We start from the raw sequence: 20,684 nt of genomic DNA on the forward strand, positions 1-20,684 counted from the left end.
CGGTAATGCCGTACATGTTGATCAGCGCGGGGGTGTCGGCCCCGTAGCGTGCCAGCCACGGTTTGAGGCGGAACGGCTCAAGCCGATCCCCGCCGAAAATCACGTAACGCAGCCGGTCACCCAAGGCGGCCGGGTGTTTGCCGTCCTCCTCGATCAGGTTGTAAAAGGCGGCCGGCGTTTGGTTGAGCACCGTGACCTGCTCGCGGCGCAGCAGTTGGTAAAAGGCGCCGATGTCGCGGACGGTCTCGGTTTCGGCAACGACCACCGCGGCGCCGTGGAGCAAGGCGCCGAACACTTCCCACACGCTGAAATCGAAGCAGAAGGAATGGGCGCAGACCCAGACGTCGTCGGGTCCGAGGTCAAAGGGGTGCTGGTCGTTTTGCACCAGGCGGACCAGGTTGCGGTGGGTTAACACGCAACCCTTGGGCAAGCCGGTGGAACCCGAGGTGAAAATCACGTAGGCGGGCAATTCAGCAAACAGCGGCAAACCGAGGTTGGTGTCCTTTTCTTCCAGAGGCGCGCCCCAATCCAACAGCTTTGAAGCGCCCAGTTCGGCCAAACGCGTCCGTTGCCCGGGCTCGCAAAGCACGGTGACGGGTTGGGTCGCCGCCAGCATGTGCTGCAAGCGGGCGTCGGGGTAACTTGCGTCGAGCGGCACATAGGCGGCGCCGGTTTTGAGCACGGCCAATTGGGCGATGATCATCGCGGGCGAGCGGTCGAGGCACAAGCCGACCATGGCGCCGGGAACCACGCCGTGACGTTGTTTGAGGGTGTGGGCCAAGCGGTTGGCTTGGCGGTTGAGCGCGCGGTAGTTCAGGGTTTCATTGCTGCCGATCACCGCGCGGCGGTTGCCGTGACGGGCCGCCTGTTGTTCGAACAGGGTCACCAGGTCGCATTCGGGATACCCGACCTCGGTTTGGTTGGGCGCGGCGATCAAGGCTTGCTCGGGAACGCTCATCAGCGGCGCGCGGTCGATGACCCGGCCCGGTTCGGCGAGCAGCGCCCCCGCCAACACGTTGAGTTGGTCGGCGAGGCGGTTGATGCGCTCGGCGCGGTAGAGATCGGTACGGTACTCCAGGTGGCACAACAGGTCGTCGCCCGCTTTTTCGAAAATAAAGCTCAAATCGAATTTGCTGATCCGGTGCGGGTGGGGAAGCGAGGTGACCTGCAGGCCGTCCAGTTCGGCTGGGTGCGCGTCTTCCTGGAGCACCACGACCACGTCGAACAACGGCGAACGCGACAGGTCCCGTTGCGGGTTGAGTTCCTCCACCAGCAAATCAAAAGGGACGTTTTGGTGGCTATAGGCTTGCTCGGCGGTTTCGCGAACGGCGGCGAGCAGTTGGCTGAAGGTCATGCCCCGTTGCAAGGGCTGACGCAGCACCACCATGTTGGCGTAACAGCCGATTTGCTGTTCCAGATCGGGATGGAAGCGGCCCGCGACCGGGGTGCCCAGGTTGAAATCGGTACGCCCGGTGACGCGGTAGAGCAGGGCTTTGACCAGCGCGGACAACACCATAAACAAGCCCGCGCCGTGCGTGCGTCCGACCCCTTCGCACAGCGCGCGCGACACGGCGAGCGGGACCCGTGCCATGGCGCCGTCGTGGCGCAGCAGCGCGGGGCGGGTGAAGTCGGCGGGGAGTTCGAGCGGGGCCGGGGCCGAGCTCAGTTGCCCGCGCCAATAGGCCAAACCCTCGGCGAGCCCGTCGATGTCCTGGCGCGACCAAGCCGCGTAATCGTGGTACTGGATCGGCAGCGGGGTCGGCGCGAAGCCTTCCGCGCGTTTGGCGGCGTTGTAGCGGGTGGCCGTTTCGGCGGCGATTAGGCCCAAGCTCCAGCGGTCGCAGAGAATGTGGTGAATGCTGAACAACAGCCAATGGGTTTCGGCGTTGAGGCGGAGCAGGGTAAACCGCACCGGCGGTTTAGCGGCGAGGTCAAACGGTTCGGTGAGCAGGGTTTGGGCCTGTTCCTCGGCCGCGGCGCGGGGATCGCCGTTTTCGCCCAGGTCGATGAACGCGGGTTGGTAGGGCGCCGGATCCAGAATCCGCTGACGGGGTTCGCCGTTGACCGTCGGGAAGTGGGTGCGCAGGATCGCGTGACGTTGAATCACGCCTTCAAGCGCCTTGCCGAGCGCGTCGCGGTCGAGCTTCCCTTCCAAACAGAGGACATCACCCATGTGGTAGGTTGTCGCCGCGGGGTCGAGGTGCCACAACAGCCACAGCCGTTGTTGGGCGTGGGCAAGCGGGTAGGTGTCGGCGGGTGGGGCGACGGGGACGGCCTGCAGCGCGGCGCGGCCCGCGTGTTGGGCCGTGCGGGCCAGGGCCGCCGGGGTGCGGTTTTTAAAGATCGCGCGCAGGGGGATGACCAGGCTGAGTTCGGCGTGCAGGCGGCCCACCAACTGCATCGCCTTCAGGCTGTGCCCGCCCCGTTCGAAAAAGTCGTCGTTGCGGCCGACACGCTCCACCTCAAGCACGGCCGCGAACAAGCTGCACAGGTCGTGTTCCAGGCTGTCGCGCGGCGGTTCGTAGGCCGCGTGCGCCGTGGGCCAGGCCGGTTCGGGCAAGGCGCGGCTGTCGGTTTTACCATTGGGCGTTAAGGGGATTTCCTGGATGGCCGCGAACACCTCCGGTACCATCGCCGGTGGCAGCTGCTCGCACAGCGCGGCGCGCACAGGGGCCGCGTCGCCCCGGCCTGCCGCGGGAACCCACCAGGCGATCAGGCGGTCGTTGCCGTTGGGATCGCGGCGCAAGCCGACGTGGGCGCGGGCGACCGCCGCCAATGCTTGGAGTTGGTGTTCGACCATGGCCGGTTCAATGCGGTTGCCGCGAAGGTTCAATTGGCGGTCGCCACGGCCTTCGTAGCGGACCGTGCCGTCGTCATCGCGGCGGCCGAGGTCGCCGGTAACGTAGTCGGGACCGATGCGGGTGCTTTGGCCCAGAAAACCCAAGCACAGGGCGTTGCTCCGCACCACGATGGTGCCCAGTTCACCGGGCGCCGCGGTGTTGCCGGCCGCGTTGCGAATCCAGAGCCGGGCGCCGGCGGTGCCGCGTCCGATGGGGATGCTCCCATCGGCGCCGACACCGATCACCGCGGCCGGTGTTTCGGGTGGGATGATGTGGCAGGCGGCGATTTGCGGGGTTTCGGTGGTGCCGTAGCTGTTGACCACGGTGGCCCTGGGCGAAAGCCGCCGCAAGGCGCGCACGTCGGCCGCAAACAGCCGGTCGCCGCCGCAGAAAACCTGTTTCAGGTCGGGGAGTGACGCTGCTTCACCACCGAGCAGCCGCAGCCGTTGTGGGGTCAGGTGCAGCGTGGTGATGTGGTTGGCGGCAAGCGCCGCGCTCAAGGCCGGCCCCGATTCCAGCGCCGTTTGCGCCGGCATGGTCAGGGTGGCGCCGATGCTGAGTGGGGCGAACAGGTCGCGCAGCAACGGATCGTGGCCGAGGCCCGCGAGCAGGATAAAGCGGTCGGCGGCGGTTAAATTAAAAGTTTGCCGTTGCCAAGCCAGGAAGTGGGTGACCGCCGCGTGGTTGCCGACGACACCTTTGGGTTTGCCCGCGGTGCCCGAGGTGAACATGATATACGCGGGGGCGGCGGCATCGATGGTTTTATCCGAGAACCGCGTCTCTGAACCGTCGTCCTTGCAGGTGATGGTGAGCCGGCGTTTGCTTGCCCAATAGGCCGCCAAGGCGGGGGGCTCGGGACGTGCGTTGGGGTCGCGCAGCAGCGTCTTGGGGTCGGCGGCCTCGAGCTGGTTGATCAGGGAACCGGCGGGATAAGCGGGGTCGAGGATGGTAAAAGGGCTGCCCAGGCGTAAGGACGCCAACACGGCCGCGACCAGTGCCGGTCCGCGTTCGGCGTAAATCGCGGTGATCTCGCCGCGGCGAACGCCTTCGCGTTGCAGCGCCGCCGCCAACCCGGCCGACCAGCGTTCCAATTCGGCATAAGTGATGGGGTCACTTTCGGTGCGCAGCGCGATGCGGTTCGGTGAAGCGGCGGCGGTGCGCAAGAAGGCGGCGTGGATGGGTTCGCCGACCACCGCCGGCGGCTCGGGCAAGGCCGGCGCGGCGGGCGCGAGCGCTAGCGCCGCCACCGCCTGTTCGCCGTCGCGAATCGCCTCGCGCAGTAGGTGCGCCAACTGGTGCAGCACGCGGTCCATGGTTGCGACGTCGTAGAGATCGCGGTTGTAACGCAGTTCCCAGTGCAAGCCGGTCGCGGTTTCGCGGATGTACCAGGTGAGGTCGAACATGGCCTCGGTTTCGGGCAGGGGAATCTCGACCACGCGCAAACCCTCGGCCTCCAGACGAACCGGCTCGTGGTTGAGCATGTTGATGAACACCTGGAACAGCGGCGTGTGGTTCAGCGCCCGTTGCGGCTGCAAGCCTTCTACTAACTTTTCAAAAGGCATTTCCGCGTGGGCGAAGGCGTCGAGGCAGCAATTGCGCACCTGCTCGAGCAGGTGGTTAAACCCGGCGTTGCCGTCGATGCGGGCGCGCTGGACCAGGGTGTTGACGAAAAAGCCGAACACCGGTTCCAGCTCGGCGCGGTCACGGCCGGCGTGGGGCATGCCCAGCAGCACGTCGTCGCGCCCCGTCAGTCTCGCCAGCAGCAGGTGCATCGCGGCGGAGCACAGCATAAATAAGGTGGCGCTGTGTTGTTGGGCGTGGGCCGCCAGTTGGCGCGTGAAGGGTTGGTTCAGTTGCAAGCTCACGGTGGCGGCGCGACCGGAAAGCGCCTCGCCGCGCGGTCGGTCGGTGGGGATGGTTGACAGCGGCGGCGCGTCCTTAAGTTGCTCGGTCCAGTAGTGAACCGTTTCGGCCAAGTCGCCCCGGGCAAAGCGTTGCCGTAACCAGGCCGCGTAATCGGCGAACTGCAATGGGAGCGGCGCCAAATCAGCGTTGTGCCCCGCGGTTCGCGCCGCGTACAGGGTTTGCCATTCACGCATGAACAGCGCGTGCGACCAACCGTCGGTGATGATGTGGTGGATGTGGAGCAGCATCAAGTGGCGTTCGGGCGCGAGCCGCACCAGGCTGACGCGGAACAAAGGTGCCTCGGCCAAATTGAAAGCGGGCGCCTCAGCCGCGATGCGCGCGACCGCCTCGGCCACCGGCAGGGGATTCAGGTCGGGACGGTCGGCAAAGCGCAACGGGGTGGCGACCCTTGCGGCGATGACCTGGACCGGCCCCTGTTCGCCGTCGCGGAAGCTGGTGCGCAAGGCCTCGTGGCGGGCGACCAAATCTTCCAATGCCCCTTCCAACGCGGCGCGGTCCAACACGCCGCCCAGTTCCACCGCGGCCCGTTCGTGGTAGGCCTGGCCGCGGCCCTCGGCGAGTCGATCCAAAAACAACAGGCGTTCTTGGGTAAAGGCAAGCGGCAACGGCTGATTGCGCGCTTGACGCGGGATGGGCGCCGCGCCCCGGGTGCAATCCGGCGCGAGCAGGTCGGCCTGTAACGCAACCGTGGGGTTGTCGAACAAGGCGCGCAAGGGCAGATCGATGCGAAAGGTTTTGCGCAGTTGCGCCAAAAGGCGGGTCGCGAGCAAAGAGTGCCCGCCCGCCTGGAAAAAGTTTTCGGTGACGCCGACCTGCTCGCGGCCCAGTATGGCGCACCAAATCGCGGCCACGGCTTCTTCGCGTGGGTTGCGTGGCGCGGTGTAATCGGCGCCCGCGACCGGCGCGTTGGCAAAAATGCGCGGCAGCGGTTCCGGCAAGGCTTGGATCAGCGCGCCGACCTCGGGTGCCTCGTCCTGTTCCAAACGACCCAGCAGGTGGGTAAGGTGGTCGAGCACGCGGTCGGCCGCCTCGCCGTCGAGGCGGTATTGCTGATAAACCAGGTGCAGCGCCAAACCTTCCGGTTGAACCGCAACCATCAGCACCAGCGGGTGGTGGGTACGCGCCCCGGATTCGTTTTCGGTGTCGGCTTCCACGGTGAAATCCAGGTCGGCAACCGCGTCGGGATCCATTGGGTAGTTTTCAAAAACCAACACGCTTTCGTACAGGGGCGTGCCAGTGGGCACCCCGCTGAAGGGCTGCAAGGCGCCGCCGCCCAGGGCCTCGTGGTTGCGTGCGACCAGTTGGTCCGCCTGCAAACGGCTCAGTTGATCGAAAAAGGGTAAGCGTTCGTTCAGTTGGCAACGCAGCGGTTGGGTGGTAGCGAACAAACCGAGGATGCGGTCGACGCCGTCCAATTCGGGGGGACGCCCTGAGACGGTGATCCCGTAAAGCACATCGCGGCGCCCGCTGTAGCGGGCCAGGAGAACGGCCCACAAACCCTGGAACAAGGAGTTGAGGGTGATGCGGGCGCGACGGCAGCGCGCTTGGAGTCGCCGCGTTTTTTCGGGCGACAGGCGCACACGGCGGTCGTCTAGGGCATGGGACGTATCGGCCGGCGCGGGTTCGGCGGTGGTTGCCAAGGGGGTTGGTTCGCTGACGTCCTGTAGCACCGAACGCCAGTAATCCGCGGTTGCGCTGGTGTCGCGTTTGGCGCGCCACGCCAAATAATCGCGGTAGGCCGGGGCGGGCGGTGCCTGGGGATCGCGGCCCGCGCGGAAGGCGCGGTAGGCGGCGAACAGATCGCCGAAGATCAGCGAAATGCACCAGCCGTCCATCAAAAGATGGTGGTGGGTCCACACCAAGCGGTGTTCCTCGGCGCCGAAGCGGCACAGGGTAAACCGCATCAGCGGGGCGCGGGCCGGGTGGAAACCGGCGGCGCGGTCTTCTGCCAAAAACCGCTGAAAAGCCGTTTCGCCGTCGCCTTCACGCAAATCAAGGTGCGACAGGGAGACCGAGAGCCGCCGGTAAACGACCTGTACCGGTTTGTGTAAATCCTTGCCGACAAAACCCGTGCGCAACATTTCGTGGCGCTGCACCAGCCATTGCCAGGCGCGTTCCAGGGCCGCCGCATCGAGCGGGCCACGCAGACGCGCGTGGCTTTGTTCCAGGTGCAACCCCGTTTGGGTCATGCTCTCCAACCACATGCCCTCTTGCGCCGGGGACAGTGGCAGAATGGCCTCGATGTTTTTGCGGCTCATGCTTCACCCATCCCCGCCAAATCAATTTCGGCAAATACCTTTTCCAAGTCGTCCGCGTCCAAGCCGCTTGCGTCCATCACCGGGGCCGCATCCGTTTCCGACAAGCAGGCGTCAATCAAGCACACCAAATGGTTGAGGCAATCGTTGGCCCAGTCCGATACCGTCTCGGCGCGGAAGTGTTCGGCGGTGAAGCGCCAGTGCATTTCCAGGCGACCGTCGTTGATCAGCGCGTCAATTTCCAACGGATGGCTCAGCGGGTTGTCGGGATGGCTGTCGGGTCCCGGCGCGGGCCGCGGCCGCACCAATCTGCCGTCGGCCTTGCCGTCGATACGGCCGAGGTAGTTAAACAGGACCTCGGCGCCGGCGCGCCGATCCGGGTACAACCACCCGTAACCGGCGCCCCCGTTGGGCACGGCGCGCAGGGCTTCGGCAACGGCTTGAACCTGGGCCGTGCTTTCCTCCGGCAAGGTCAGGTTGACCGGGTACATCGCGGTGAACCAACCCACGGTACGCGTGCTGTCATGGGATGCCCCCAAGTCTTGGCGACCGTGGCCCTCAAGATCAAGGACGACCTGGCTGTTGCCGGTGAGGGCGGCAATTTGGGTTGCGACCGCGGTTACCAGGAGATCGTTAACCGCGATGCGGCGGCGCGTGGGAACTTGGGTGAGCAGATCGGTGAGCGACGGATCCAAGCTGGTGCGGTAGGTTGCTTGTTGGTTACCCGTGGTTGTTTCGGCGTCGGAACAGCGCGGTAAGGCGGAAGCCGCGCGGGTTTGGTTTTCCCAAAAAACACGTTCCTCGCGGCCGGCGGGTGAATCGGCCCAGGTTTGGCCCGCGCTGTTCAGCGTTTTGACCGAGGCGGTGCGCGGCGGCAGTTGCAGGGACCGGCCCGTTGCCTGTTGCGCCAGCAGCGTTTCCAGGTCTTCCAACAAAATACGCCAGGATACGCCGTCCACCGCGAGGTGGTGGATGTGTACCATTAAGCTGTTGGGGTGGGTCGCGTCGGCGCCCGCGCCCAGCAACAGGTTGGCTTGCAGCAAGGGGCCGTCACCCAGGTGAATCGCCTGGCTCGCCGCTTCGGCCAACCGCGCGGCGCACGCCGCGGCGTCGCCGTCGCGGCAGTCCGTAACCTGAAGCGGTGCCTGCTCGCCCGGCGCGGCGTAGTGCTGCCGCCAGGCGCCCTGCTCGCGGATGAAGCGCAGCCGCAAGGCGTCGTGGTGGTCGAGCAGCGCGTTCAGCGCGGCATGGATCTGGGTCTCACCAACCCCCGCGGCGACATCCAACATCAAGGATTGGTGGTGGTAGTTGGGAACCGGTGGGTTGGCCGCGAAGAAACGCTGCTGCATGGCACCCAGCGGCACCGCGCCCTCGGGTCGGGGCGCGACCTCGGTAACCGCGGCGAAGCGATCTTGGGTCGCCGCGAAGGCGGCTGACTCGGCCACGGTTGGATGTTGGAAAATCTGCTGCGGGGTCAGGCGCATCCCGGCGGCCTTGGCTTTGGCCGCGATTTGGATGGCGATGATCGAATCACCGCCCAGGTCGAAGAAGTGATCGTGGATGTTGATTTCTTTGAGGTTCAGAACCGAGGCCCATATCTCGGCCATGGTGGTTTCGGCCGGGGTGCGTTGCGCGGCCGCGGCCTCGGCGTCGTGCCCGGCCGGTTTGGGATCGGGCAAGGCGCGGCGGTCGATTTTGTCGTTGCCGGTGCGCGGCAGGTGCTCCATGTGAACGAAATAAGCGGGCACCATGTAAGCGGGCAGCACCTCGCGCAACATCGGGCGCAGTTCCTCCGCCGCGGCGGCGTCACCGACCCACCACGCGGTGAGGTGTTCGCCCCGTGTTGCGTCGTCGCGTAACAGCACCACCGCCTCGCGCACGGCCGGGTGTTTCACCAGACGCGCTTCGATTTCGCCCAACTCCAGACGGAACCCACGCAATTGCACCTGGTGGTCGTGGCGACCGACGTAGACGAGTTCGCCGTCCGCGCGCCGTTTGGCGAGGTCGCCGCTTCGATATAAACGCGCGCCGGCGGGGCCGTGGGGGTTGGGCACAAAACGCTGGGCCGTCAGTGCCGGCTGGTTCAGGTAGCCGCGCGCCAGACCGGCGCCACCCACCTGTAATTCGCCCGCGACGCCGAGCGGGACCGGCTCGCCGTGGGCATCCAGCACTTCCAGGCTGAGGTCGGGCAGCGGCACGCCGATGGGGCTCATCGCGGTTTTGAGATCGGCGCGGGTCACCTGACGGTAGGTCACGTGCACCGTGGTTTCGGTGATGCCGTACATGTTGATCAGCGTGGTTTCGTCCGTTTCGCGGCGGTTAAACCAGGGTTCCAGCGCCGCGATGTTCAGCGCCTCGCCGCCGAAGACCAGGTAGCGGGGATGCACCAGGCGGTCGCGGTTCTCTTCCGCGCGCAGCAGTTGGTAGAAGGCAGACGGGGTTTGGCTCAGCAGGGTCACGCCTTCCCGTTGCAACAGGTCGTAGCAGGTTTCGGGGTTGCGGCTGACCCAGTAGGGCACGGTCAGGACGCGGGCACCATGGCACAAGGCACCCCAGATCTCCCACACCGAAAAGTCGAAGGCGGCCGAGTGGAAAAAGCTCCAGGTGTCGCTGGGTTGGAAGTCGAACCAGGCGGTGCAACTTTCGAACAAACGGGTCGCGTTGCCGTGGCTGACGGCCACGCCCTTGGGCGTCCCGGTCGAACCCGATGTATATATAATGTAGGCGAGGTTGGCGGGATCGACGGCAATCCCGGGATTGTGGTCGGGTTGCGCGGCCAAATCCGCGTCCAGTTGATCCAAGTTCAGCACGCGACAGGATGGATTCGCGGGCAGGGTGCCCGCCAGATCGGTTTGGCTGAGGCACAGCGGCGCTTGGGCGTCTTGCACCATGTGCTGCAGCCGCGCGGTGGGGTGGGTAGGATCCAGCGGCAGGTAACAGCCGCCCGCTTTTATCACGGCGAGCATGGCGATGATCAGTTCCGGTCCGCGTTCCAGGCACAGTGCAACCGGGGTTTCCAAACCCACGCCTTGGGCGCGCAGCAGATGGGCCAATTGGTTGGCGCGGCGGTTTAAGCCCGCGTAATCCAGGTGCTGCACCTCGCCGTTTTCGCACGGCAGGGTCACCGCCGTTGCCGCGCCGTAGCGGGCCGCGGCGGCTTCCACGCTCGCGACCAGGGTGGCGCCGGTGGTGGCGACACGGGGGGCGGCGTCGCCGCGCACGTTAAGCAATTGGCGGCGTTCTGCCGTGGTGAGCATGGCGAGCCGGTCGAGGGGTTGGTTGGGATCGCTGCTCAACGCTTCCAGCAGCAGCCTGAAGTGTTCCGTCCAGCGCTGGAGCGTGGCCGCGGCGAAGAGGTTGCGGTTGTAGTCCCATTCGATGTGAACCTGTTCGCCGTCCAGGTAGGCGTTGACGACCAACTCAAAGGGAACGTGATGTTTGGGCACATCCACCTTCTCAACCTGGAGATCGCCGAGGGTCAGACTGCCCGGCACGGTTTCCAGGTTGAAGGTGATGTTGATCAGCGGCGCGCGGGTCGGATCGCTGTTGCGTGTTTTCAGGTCGGCCGCGCGGAATTGGGCGTGGTCGTGGGCGGCGAAAAAGTGCTGCTTCAGCGCGGCAAGGTAGGCCCTGAAATGGGCGGCTTCGCCCGGTTCGCTGAGGAGGGGAACCAGGTGAACGAAATGGCCGATGCAGGGGTCGAGGCCCGCGAGCGCTTGGCCGGCGACGGGCACGCCGATGACGTGGCGATCCTCGCCGGTTAAGCGGTAGAGCAGCACCTTAAACGCGGCGGCGAGGGTGACAAACAAGGAGGCGCCCTGTTTTTGGCCGAGCGTTTTGAGTTGGGCCACCAGCGGCGCCTCGAGGGTGCTGACCACCCGTGCGCCGACCACGGTTTTCAACGGCGGTCGCGGGAAATCGAGTGGCAAGGCCGAGGCGGGCACACCGTCTTGGAAGCGTTCCATCCAGTAAGCCGTGTTGTTTTGACGCGCCGTGACCTGGGCCGGCGCTTCCAGCCAGGCCAGGTATTGGGCCGGGTTTTGCGGCGTGGGTAGGGGTGGGGTCGGTCGGCCGATCTGTTGGTTGTAAAGCTGGAGCAGGTCGCCGAGCAGGGTGTCCATCGAGAGGCCGTCGCACACCAGGTGATGGGTGGCGGCGCAAAGGACGTGTTCCTCCTCGGCCAGTTGGTAAAGCGTGGCGCGCACCAGCGGGCCGCGTTTGAGGTCGAAGGCGCGGTACTCCTCGCGGTCGAGGAGGTCGGCGAGGCGCTGCGGGGTGTCGCGCAGGTCAACGCGGGTCAATTCGGCCGCGATGCGCGCATGGACCAAGCTTTCGCCTGTGTCCGCGTCAACCGTGGTGCGCAGTGCGTCGTGGCGGGCGACCACCTTTTTGAAGGCGGCGGCGAGAGCGTCGCTTTGCAACGGGCCGCGCAGCCGCATCGCCGCCGGGGTAATGTAGGCGTGGGTCGCGGCCGGGTCCATCGTGCAGGCGGTTAGGATGTCGCGCTGGTCCGGGGTCAGCGGGGCGCGTTCCGGTTGGCTCGGATCGGGTAGAAAGCCGCCGCGTTGCATGTCGGCGACGGCGCGGCGCACCGCCGCAACCACCGCGTCCAAATCTTCGTCGCGGTGTGCCGTGCTCACGAAGTAGGGCCGTTCACCCCAAACCGAAACACCGTGCAGGCGCAAGTGGTAGAAGAGCAGTTCGAACCACTTGTAATCGTCGCGGGCCGCGAAGGCGAAGATCGAGGCGTGGTTTTTGACAAAAATCGGGGCCTGGGCTTCCTCGAAGACCGCGTTCAGGGCCGCCGCGAAACGGGTCGTGCGCGCGGCCAAGGTTTCTTGAAGCGCGGGGCCTTCGTCGAGCAGGTGTTGGAACACCGCCGCCGCGGCCGCGATGCCCAGCGGGTGTTTGCAGAAGGTGCCCGCGAAGACCGTTTGGTTGGCGGGCGGGAAGGAGCTGTCGTCGTATTGCCAGAAACCGCCGTCAATCGCGTCCATGTATTCGGCTTTTCCCGCGACGATGCCGAGTGGCATGCCGCCACCCGCGATTTTGCCGTAGGTGGCCAAGTCGGCGCGCACGCCGAAGACCGCCTGGGCGCCGCCGGGATGGACGCGAAACCCGGTGACCACCTCGTCGAAAACAAGCAGGGTGCCGACCGCCGCGGTGACCTTGCGCAGCTCGCGCAGGAAGGGGCCGGGTTCCAATTCGGGGTTGCGGCATTGCACCGGTTCGACCAGCACCACGGCGATGTCGTCTTGCTCGCGGAGGAATTGGAGCGCGCTGTCGCAGCCGTAGTCCAGCACAACGATGTCGTCGACCATGTGTTGGGGGATGCCGAGCGTGACCGGCAGGCTGTTGCCCGCGGCGCCGCGCCGCACCAACACGCTGTCGAAGTTGCCGTGGTAGGAATCCTTAAACAGGGCCACGCGGTTGCGGCCCGTGGCCGTGCGGGCCAAACGCATCGCCGTGGCGACCGCCTCGGAACCGGTGATGCAGAAGGTGACTCGGTCCATGCCGGTGAGTTGGCGGAAACGCTGCACCGCGTTTTCCATCAGCGAGATTTGCGGGCCCACCATTTGCGGGCGGCCGGCGAGGGCCTCGCTGACGGCCTTGGTGACAAAGGCCGGGTTGTGACCGAACAGATTGACGCCAAAACCCATCACCATGTCGATGTAGCGGTTGCCGTCCAGGTCGGTGACCTGGCAGCCCTCGGCGCGCTCGATGACCAGCGGATACACCAGGTTTTTCCAAAGAGCTTGGTAACCGAGGGACGCGCGCACATCGGCCAGCGTGGCGCGGTTCTTTTGGGTGAAATCGCGCGAACCTTTGGTTTTGGCCAGATAACGTTCGCTGAAGACGTCCAGGTAGGCGCGCTGCCGTGGGGTCAGTTCGTCGCTTTCTTCCCGTTCAATGGGGCGGTAGGGACCGAGCTTGACCTTTTCCGCGCTTTTGACGGGGGCTTTTTTGGGCGGCGGCGCGGCTTTGGCAGGTGCTTGTGGCTCACCGCGCAGGGCGGCTACTTGGCGGGCGATTTCGGCGAGTTGGGCGCTAATGGCGTCGAGGGCCGGGTTCGCGCCCTCCGCGACGACGGGTGTGGTTGCGCGCTCGGGATCCGCCAATTGGACATCCTCGCCTAGTTCCACGTCGAGCAGTGCGGCGAGGGCGTCGATGGTGGGCACGTCGTCGAACAGGCGGCGGAAAGGCACGTCGACGCCGAACTCGGTTTTGACGGTTTGGTTGATTTGGATTAGCAGCAGCGAATCGCAGCCCAGTTCCAGGAAGGTTTGCGCGGTATCGATCTGGTGTTCATCCATGCCCGCCGCGTTACTGAGCACGGTGCGCAGTTCGGCGCGCAGCAGGTCGACCCGTGCGCGGGTATTGCCGGTTTGGGGTTTGGATGGGTTTTCGACGGCGGCGGGCGGTTCCTCGGCTGAAGGGGCGGGTTTGGGCTCGGCTTCCGCGACGGCGGGATCCGGTTCAATCCAAAAACGGGTTGGTTCGAAGGCATAACCGGGCAGCGCGATGCGGCGCGGGCCTGAATCGGTGCCGGTCGGTTCGAACCAATCGGACCAAATTACGGGTACCCCTTGGGTCCACAAAGCGGCGGCGCTGTTCAACGCGGTAGGACAGCCTTGCGCGGCTTGTTTGGTGCTGGGCAGCGAACCGAACACGCGCCCGCGTGCCTCGGGACGGTGGTGGGCGACCAACTGCTGTAAACTTTGGCCGGGGCCGATTTCCAGGTAGCGGGTGTCGGGGGAAGCCACGTGATCGAGGCTTTGGGCGAAGCGAACCGGGCGGCGCAGGTGCTCGGCCCAGTAATTGGGGTCCTGGGCTTGCTCGGCGGTGAGCGGTTTGCCGGTGCGGTTGGAAATGACCGCCATGCTGGGTGCGTTGAGGGTTACCGCGGCGCAGGCGGCGGTGAACGGCGCCAAGGCCGGTTCCATCATGGCCGTGTGGAAGGCGTGCGAGGTGTGCAGTCGCCGGCAGGAGACGCCCGCGTTCTGAAGTTTCGTCGCCAGTTCGTCAATGGCGGGAATCGGGCCGGCGACCACGTTGCGCTCGCGGCCGTTGTAGGCGGCGATGGTCAGACCCGGACCGAGTTGGCTTTCCAGCAGGGTCGCCTCTTCGGCGACGGCCAGCATGGCACCGGGTTGTTGGGCCTGCATCAGGCGAGCGCGCTGCAGGACCAGCCGCAAACCGTCTTGTAGGGAAAAGACCCCGGCGAAACAGGCCGCGGCCAACTCACCTATGCTGTGGCCGATCATCGCGGTGGGGCGGACACCGCGTTCCCACCACCAGCGTGCCAAGCAAAACGAGACGATAAACAGCGCGGGTTGCGCCCATTCAGTGTCGGTTAACTGACCGTCGTCGACTTGGCGTTCCAACAGCAACCCGCTCAGGTCGGGGCCGCCTTGCTTGAGCAGCAGGCGACAGGTTTCTTCAACGCGGGCGCGGAAGTCGGCGTCGTGTTCGGCCAAATCGGCGGCCATACCCGCGTATTGCGCGCCCTGACCGGAGAAAAGCCAAACCAGGGGTGGTGGCTCGAACGGGGCGGCCGCGGCTGTGCCCAGGCGCGCTAGGGCGTGCGCGGCTTCGGCCGCGTTTTGGGCGATGACCGCGCGGCGGTAGGGGAAGCATTTGCGGCCTTCCGCCAGGGAAAAGGCCGTGTCCACCGCGTTTTGGTTTGGGTGCAAACGGGCGTGTTCGGCCAAGGCTTCCGTCATGCGGTCGAGGGCCGCCTCGCTTTTGGCGGATACCACAAAAGGCAGCGGTTTGTTCGTTTCGGGCCGCGCTGCCGGCTGATCGGCTTGTTCGAGGATGACATGGGCGTTGGTACCGCCGAGCCCAAACGAACTGACGCCGGCGCGTCGGGGCCGGTCTTGGCGCGGCCAAGCCGTGGTTTCCGTGTGCACGTAGAAGGGGCCGGCGTCGAAGTCGATCTCGGGGTTGGGCGTGGTGAAGTTCAAACTGGCGGGCAATTGCTCGTGGTACAGCGCCAGCGCGCATTTAATCAGACCGCTGATCCCGGCGGCGGCGTCGAGGTGGCCGATGTTGGTTTTGACCGAACCCAGGGGAATCGAACCTACCGGGGTGTCGGGTCCGCCCAGGGCGCGGTTGAGCGCGCGCACCTCGACCGCGTCGCCCAATCGGGTGCCGGTTCCGTGTGCTTCGATGTAATCGATGTCGGCGGGTTCCAAGCCGGCCACGCCCAGTGCTTCTTCAATCACGGCGACTTGGCCGGAGACGCTGGGCGCGGTGTAACCGACCTTGTCGGCACCGTCGTTGTTCACCGCGGAGCCGCGAATTAGCGCGTAAATCGTATCGCCGTCGGCAACCGCGTCTTCCCAGCGTTTGAGCACCACCGCGCCGACCCCGTCCGCGAAAACCGTGCCTTGCGCCGATGCGTCAAACGCCGCGCATACGCCGTTGGGTGAGGCCATGCCGCCGTCTTGGTAGCGGTAGCCGCGATGTTGTGGGACCTGCACCGCGACGCCGCCCGCCAGCGCCATGTCACACTGGTAACCGAGCAACGCGCGACAGGCGGTGTGGACCGCGACCAAGGACGAAGAACAGGCGGTGTTGGTGCTGACCGCCGGACCTTTGAGGTCGAGTTTGTAGGCGGTACGGGTGGCGAGGTGATCCTTGTCGGTGGCGTAAATCAGCCGGGTCAGCGGTTCGCCCTCGCGAATGCGGCGGTTGTGCAACAGGTGGTTGATCAGGTAGGTGCTGACCGCGGAACCGGCGAACACGCCCACGTGTTGCTCCGGGGCGTCGGCGGCGTGACCCGCGTGTTCCAAGGCGTGCCACGCGGTTTCGAGGAACAGCCGGTGGCCCGGATCAAGCAGTTCGGCCTCGCGCGGCAGGAACCCGAAAAAGCCGGCGTCGAAGCGGTCGATGTCGGCGAGGAGGGGTTTGTCGCGCACGTAGTCGGGTTTGGCCGACTCGGCCGGATCCACCCCGGCCGCCGCCAACTGCTCGTCGCTGAGGCGGGTGTTGATGCGGGCGCCGTTCAGCAATTGGCTCCAGTAGGTATTGAGGTCGGTGGCGCCGGGAAAGCGGCAGGCCATGCCGATGATCGCGAGATCGCTATCGTGTTGCGTCATGATTTCCTCGTTCGACGGGCGTTATCGCGTGCCATCGCCTGACGTTGCCTGGCGCCGCGGTCGCGTTTGTTCGCGGCGGTGGGGGCGGGCGTTTCGGCAGGGGTGATGTTGGCGGCGAGTTGCGCGATGGTCGGGTATTCGAAAAAGTCGGAGACCCTCAAGGTCTTGGGTGGGGTGGGTAGCTTTTGCAGGGGACCGCGCAGGGCGGCGTGAACTTGGACGGCCAGAAAAGAAGAGGCGCCAAGGTCGAAGAAGTTGTCGTGAATGCCGACCTGTTCCAGACCGAGTTGTGCGGCCCAAGTGTCGGCGAGTAAGGTTTCCAGCGGGTTGCGCGCGGCCACATACGGGTTGGCCAGCGGCGGACGCGGATGACTGCCGCGTTTGGCGCTCGGAGCGGGGGTTTCGTCGGGGTCGCGGGTCAGACCGGCCGCGGCGCGGTTGCGGCGTTGTTCGATATCGGTCGTGGTGACCCACACCCGCGTCAGCGGTTTTTGCAGCAAGCCGGCGAACAGGGCTTGGCCCCGTTGCGGCGGCATGCCGACCGGCGTGCCCGGCGCGGTGCGCGATTGACCGGTGTTGTGCCAGCCGTCCCAGTTGATGGACATGGTGCGTCCCGCGAATCTGCTGTCGCGCCATTCGGCGAAGGCGTCGAGGAAGGCGTTGGCGGCCGCGTAATCGGCCAGCCCGATCCCGCCCAGTTCGGCGGCCATCGAGGAGCACAGCACCATCCAGTCGAGCGGGCGCCGCGCAAAGAGTTCGCCGAGGACCAGGGTGCCCGCGATTTTGGGTTCACGCGCCCAGTTGCCACTATTTCCGGCCGCGATGGTTTGGACCCGTGCCCCGCCCGCCGCGTGGATGACGCCGCGCACCCTCCGGCCGCGGCGTTCCCAGGCTTCAATGAGTTGGGTCATTGCGGCGCGGTCGGTGACATCGGCCTGGGCGGTGACCACCTCGGCGCCGGCGTCGCGCAGGCGTTTGACCGCGGCCAAGGCGCGCGCGGTGGGATCGTCGCTGTCGGCGTCGGCTTGGGTGGTGCCGTCGAGGCCGGGCAAGGCGGTGCGTCCGGTGAGGAGCAGGGTGACGCCCGGACCCGCGAGGACCTCGGCCAAGGCGGCACCGACGCCGCCCGTGCCGCCGGTGATTAGGTAGAGGCCGGGTTCGGCACGAAAAGGGGTTTGCGGTCGCGGGGGGGCCGGCTGAATCGTACGCGCCCAGAAGGTTTGGCCCCGTTGGGCGAGATGCCGCGCGGGTGACTGGCTTTTTAACAGTTCGTAGAGCAGCTCGCCGCGGTCGTCCTCGGGATCCAGGTCGAGAAAACGAACTTTTAGGTCGGGGACTTCCTGTACCGCCACCCGCAACAAACCGATCAAAGGGGCTTGATGGGGAAACAGCGGTTCGCGGCCGGTGACGTTTTCCAAACCGCGCGTGAGCAGGGTGATTTGGGTCGGATGGCCGTGTTCGGTTTTTGGCAGGTTGGTAACGGATCGCAATAATTCCGCCATGTTTTCATAAACCTTTAGGGCGCCGTCCATCGGGCCGTGGTTGGGGTCGGTGGGATCCTGTTCCGCCCCGAGGTCCAAGTCACTGCAAAACACAATCTGTTCGGGGGTGCCGATCTGAGCCATGGTTGCGAGCAGGGCGTCTTGTGCACCCGCTGCCGCAAGGTTTACCGCAAACCGGTCCGTGGCGATTTTTTGAAAGCCGTCACCTTGGCTGAACAGCACGATGCGATGCCCGTCGGCTTCGGCGTCCTCAAGGAACCGCGGCGCGCGACGGCGCCCGTTGGTCACCAGCCACCACAAACCGGGTTTCGCGTTCGCTTGCGGTGGTTCGATTAGCTTGGTCCAGGTCGGCGCAAACAGATCATAGCTCGGTGTGGTTTGGGTGGTGGTTTCCGTGCTTGGGGCGGGCGAACCTTGCGGCCACCAAAAGCGTTTGCGCTGAAAGGGATAGGCGGGCAGGGCGAGGGTGCGGCGCGGTTGATCCCCGTGCAGCGCCTCCCAGTTGAGGTCGACCCCGGCGCACCAGGTTTTGCCCAAACTTTCCAGCACAAAAGTGGTACCGTCGGTTTGGCTTTTGGCATGGGGCATGGTTGCTAAGGCGGTGTGGCCGGTGCCGAAACGCGGGTGGTTTTGGGCCAAGCCGGCGAGGGTGGCGCCCGGACCGATTTCCAGCAGGAGACAACGCGGCGTGCTTAGCAAGGTCCGCAGGCAATCGTTAAACCGCACCGGCTTGCGCATTTGCGTCAGCCAGTAGTCGGGCGAAACGGCCTCGCTGTCCGAGAGGCGTTTGCCGGTGAGGTTGCACATCATTGGCAAGCGCGGCGGCTTCAGGGTTACCTTGCTCAAGGCCGCGGCGAAGGGTGCCCGCAAGGCCTCGGTGTGGTGTGAATGGAAGGCATGGGAGGTGTGGAGTTTGACCGCGTTGAGGCCGCGCGCCTGAAGCTGCTGTTGCAGGGTGGTGAGCGCGGCCGGCTCGCCGGTCAGCACGGCTGATTTGGGTCCGTTGACCGCGGCGAGTTCGATGCCGGCACCGAGATGGGCGGCCACGTCGATTTCCGCCAGCGGAACGGCCAGCATCGCGCCGGGCGGCATGTTTTGCATCAGGCGTGCGCGCTCGCAAACCAAACCCATGCCGTCCTCCAACGAAAACACCTCGGCCAAGCAGGCGGCGGTGTATTCGCCCAAACTGTGGCCCAGCAAAAGGGTGGGTTCCACGCCCCAGGCGCGCCACTGGGCCGCCATGGCGACGCCGATTGCGAACAGCGCGGGTTGCGCCAAACGGGTTTGGCGCAGCGAAGCGACGGCCTCTGCGTCGTCGCGTGCACAGAAGAGAAGCGGGGCCAAATCCGTGTCCAGGTGGGGGCGCGCCGCGGCCAAGGTCCGTGCCAGGGTTTCGCGAAAAACCGGGAATTCGTTCAGATCACGCGCCATGCCCGGCATTTGCGCGCCTTGGCCTGGCAACAGAAAGGCGATTTCGCCTTGGTGCGCGTCGGTGTGGGTTGGGACGGCGGCGCGCAGGCGAAGCGCGGCGTCGGGACCGCTAGCGGCCACCGCAAAGGTGCGATGCGCCATGGGTTTGCGCCCGAGACTCAGGGTTTGGGCGGCGGCGCTCAGGTCACAAGCCGGATGGTCCAGCGCGGCGGCGGTGGTGGCGGCCAGCGCGGTCAAGGCGGCCGGATCATGGGCCGAAAGCGGCAGCAGGTAGGGGCCGCCCGCGGCCGTCGAAGGCCTGGGCTTGGATGCCTCTTCCAATACCGCGTGCACGTTGGTGCCGCCGATGCCGAAGGAACTGACGCCCGCGCGGCGCGGCTTTCCCGCCGCCGTGTGCCAGGCTTGTTTGCGGGTATTCACGAAAAACGGGCTGGTGGCCAGGTTGAGTTTGGGGTTGGGTGTTTCGAAATGCAGGCTGGGCGGAAGCGTGCGGTGGTGCAGCGCCAATACGGCCTTGATGAAACCGGCAATCCCGGCGGCGGTGTTGAGGTGGCCGAAATTCGACTTGACCGAACCGAGCGCGCAGTAACCGACGCGGTCCGTTTGGGCGCGGAACACCTTGGTCAGGGCGGCCACTTCAATGGGATCACCGAGGGGCGTCGCGGTGCCGTGGGCTTCGATCAGGCCGATGCTGTCGGGGTCGACATCGGCCATGGCCAGCGCCTCGTCAATCACGCGCGCCTGACCTTCCACCGCGGGGGCGGTAAAACCGACCTTGGCGGCGCCGTCGTTGTTGACCGCGATGCCTTTGACCACCGCGTACATGGGTTTGCCTTGGTCGCGGGCATCCTGAACCCGCATCAGCGCGACGACGCCGACGCCGTTGCCGCCGATGATGCCGGAAGCCGCGGCGTCAAACGGCCGACAGACGCCGTCCTTTGCCAAAATCATGCCTGGCTGATAATGGTAGCCCACGGTTTGCGGCACCATCAGTGCCACCCCGCCCGCCAGCGCCAGGTCGGATTCACCCGCGAGCAGGCTTTGGCAGGCCAGATGGACGGCGGTCAGCGAGGTGGAGCAGGCGGTTTGCACGCAAAGCGCGGGGCCTTTGAGGTTGAGTTTGTAGGCGGTGCGGGTTGGTAAAAAATCTTTGTCGTTGCCCAGCGCGTGGGCGTAGAAGCGGGTTAGGTCCAGCATGCCGCCGTCCGCTTGCAGGCGGCCGTAGGTGTTCATGGCCGCGCCGGCGAACAGCCCGATGGGACCCTCGGCGCGGTCCGGGTCGACACCGGCATGTTCCAGGGCGTGCCAGGCCGTTTCCAGGAACAGCCGGTGCTGTGGATCCATGTGTTCCGCTTCGCCGGGCGTGATCCCGAAAAAGGCCGCGTCGAAGCGGTCGATGTCGGGCAGAATCGCCGCCTTGCGCACGTAGTCGGGCGATTCGAATGCCGCGCGCGGGACGCCGGCCGCCAGCAGCGCTTCATCGCTAAGCTCGGTGACCGAGGCGACGCCGTTTTGCAGATTGTCCCAGTAAGCGTTGCGGTCGGCCGCGCCGGGAAAGCGGCAGGCCAGGCCTACCACGGCAATGTCATTTTCGCCGGGTTCGTAGGATTCAGGATCGGTCATGGT

At 65.8% G+C, this 20,684-nt stretch carries 3 protein-coding genes (1 of these 3 only partly in view); all 3 read right to left on the minus strand.

The window, feature by feature from the left end; genetic code table 11:
* Tightly spaced (each overlapping or abutting the next), the 3 genes in view from J3U88_RS02670 to J3U88_RS02680 form a layout consistent with a single transcriptional unit that may run on beyond the window.
* Positions 1-7,024 carry the 5' portion of a non-ribosomal peptide synthetase/type I polyketide synthase gene (locus J3U88_RS02670; protein ID WP_207856585.1) on the minus strand. It extends 6,683 nt beyond the left edge of the window, so only the first 7,024 of its 13,707 coding nucleotides appear in the window; it begins with the start codon at positions 7,022-7,024; the stop codon falls past the left edge of the window.
* Positions 7,021-16,125: a non-ribosomal peptide synthetase/type I polyketide synthase gene (locus J3U88_RS02675; protein WP_207856586.1), complete on the minus strand. Its 9,105-nt coding sequence runs from the start codon at positions 16,123-16,125 to the stop codon at positions 7,021-7,023. The genes J3U88_RS02670 and J3U88_RS02675 overlap by 4 nt, the downstream gene beginning before the upstream one ends.
* Positions 16,122-20,681, minus strand: a complete 4,560-nt coding sequence (locus J3U88_RS02680) for a type I polyketide synthase (protein ID WP_207856587.1) — start codon at positions 20,679-20,681, stop codon at positions 16,122-16,124. Before J3U88_RS02680 ends, J3U88_RS02675 begins: the two co-directional genes overlap by 4 nt.
* Between the last annotated feature and the right edge of the window lie 3 nt (positions 20,682-20,684).

This window comes from Acanthopleuribacter pedis, from assembly GCF_017377855.1.
Taxonomy (GTDB): domain Bacteria; phylum Acidobacteriota; class Holophagae; order Acanthopleuribacterales; family Acanthopleuribacteraceae; genus Acanthopleuribacter; species Acanthopleuribacter pedis.

What these genes read in the sequence shown, in the direction of transcription:
- J3U88_RS02680 (WP_207856587.1), bottom strand. Translation starts at nt 20,681, where the DNA reads ATGACCGATCCTGAATCCTACGAACCCGGCGAAAATGACATTGCCGTG.
- J3U88_RS02675 (WP_207856586.1), bottom strand. Translation starts at nt 16,125, where the DNA reads ATGACGCAACACGATAGCGATCTCGCGATCATCGGCATGGCCTGCCGC.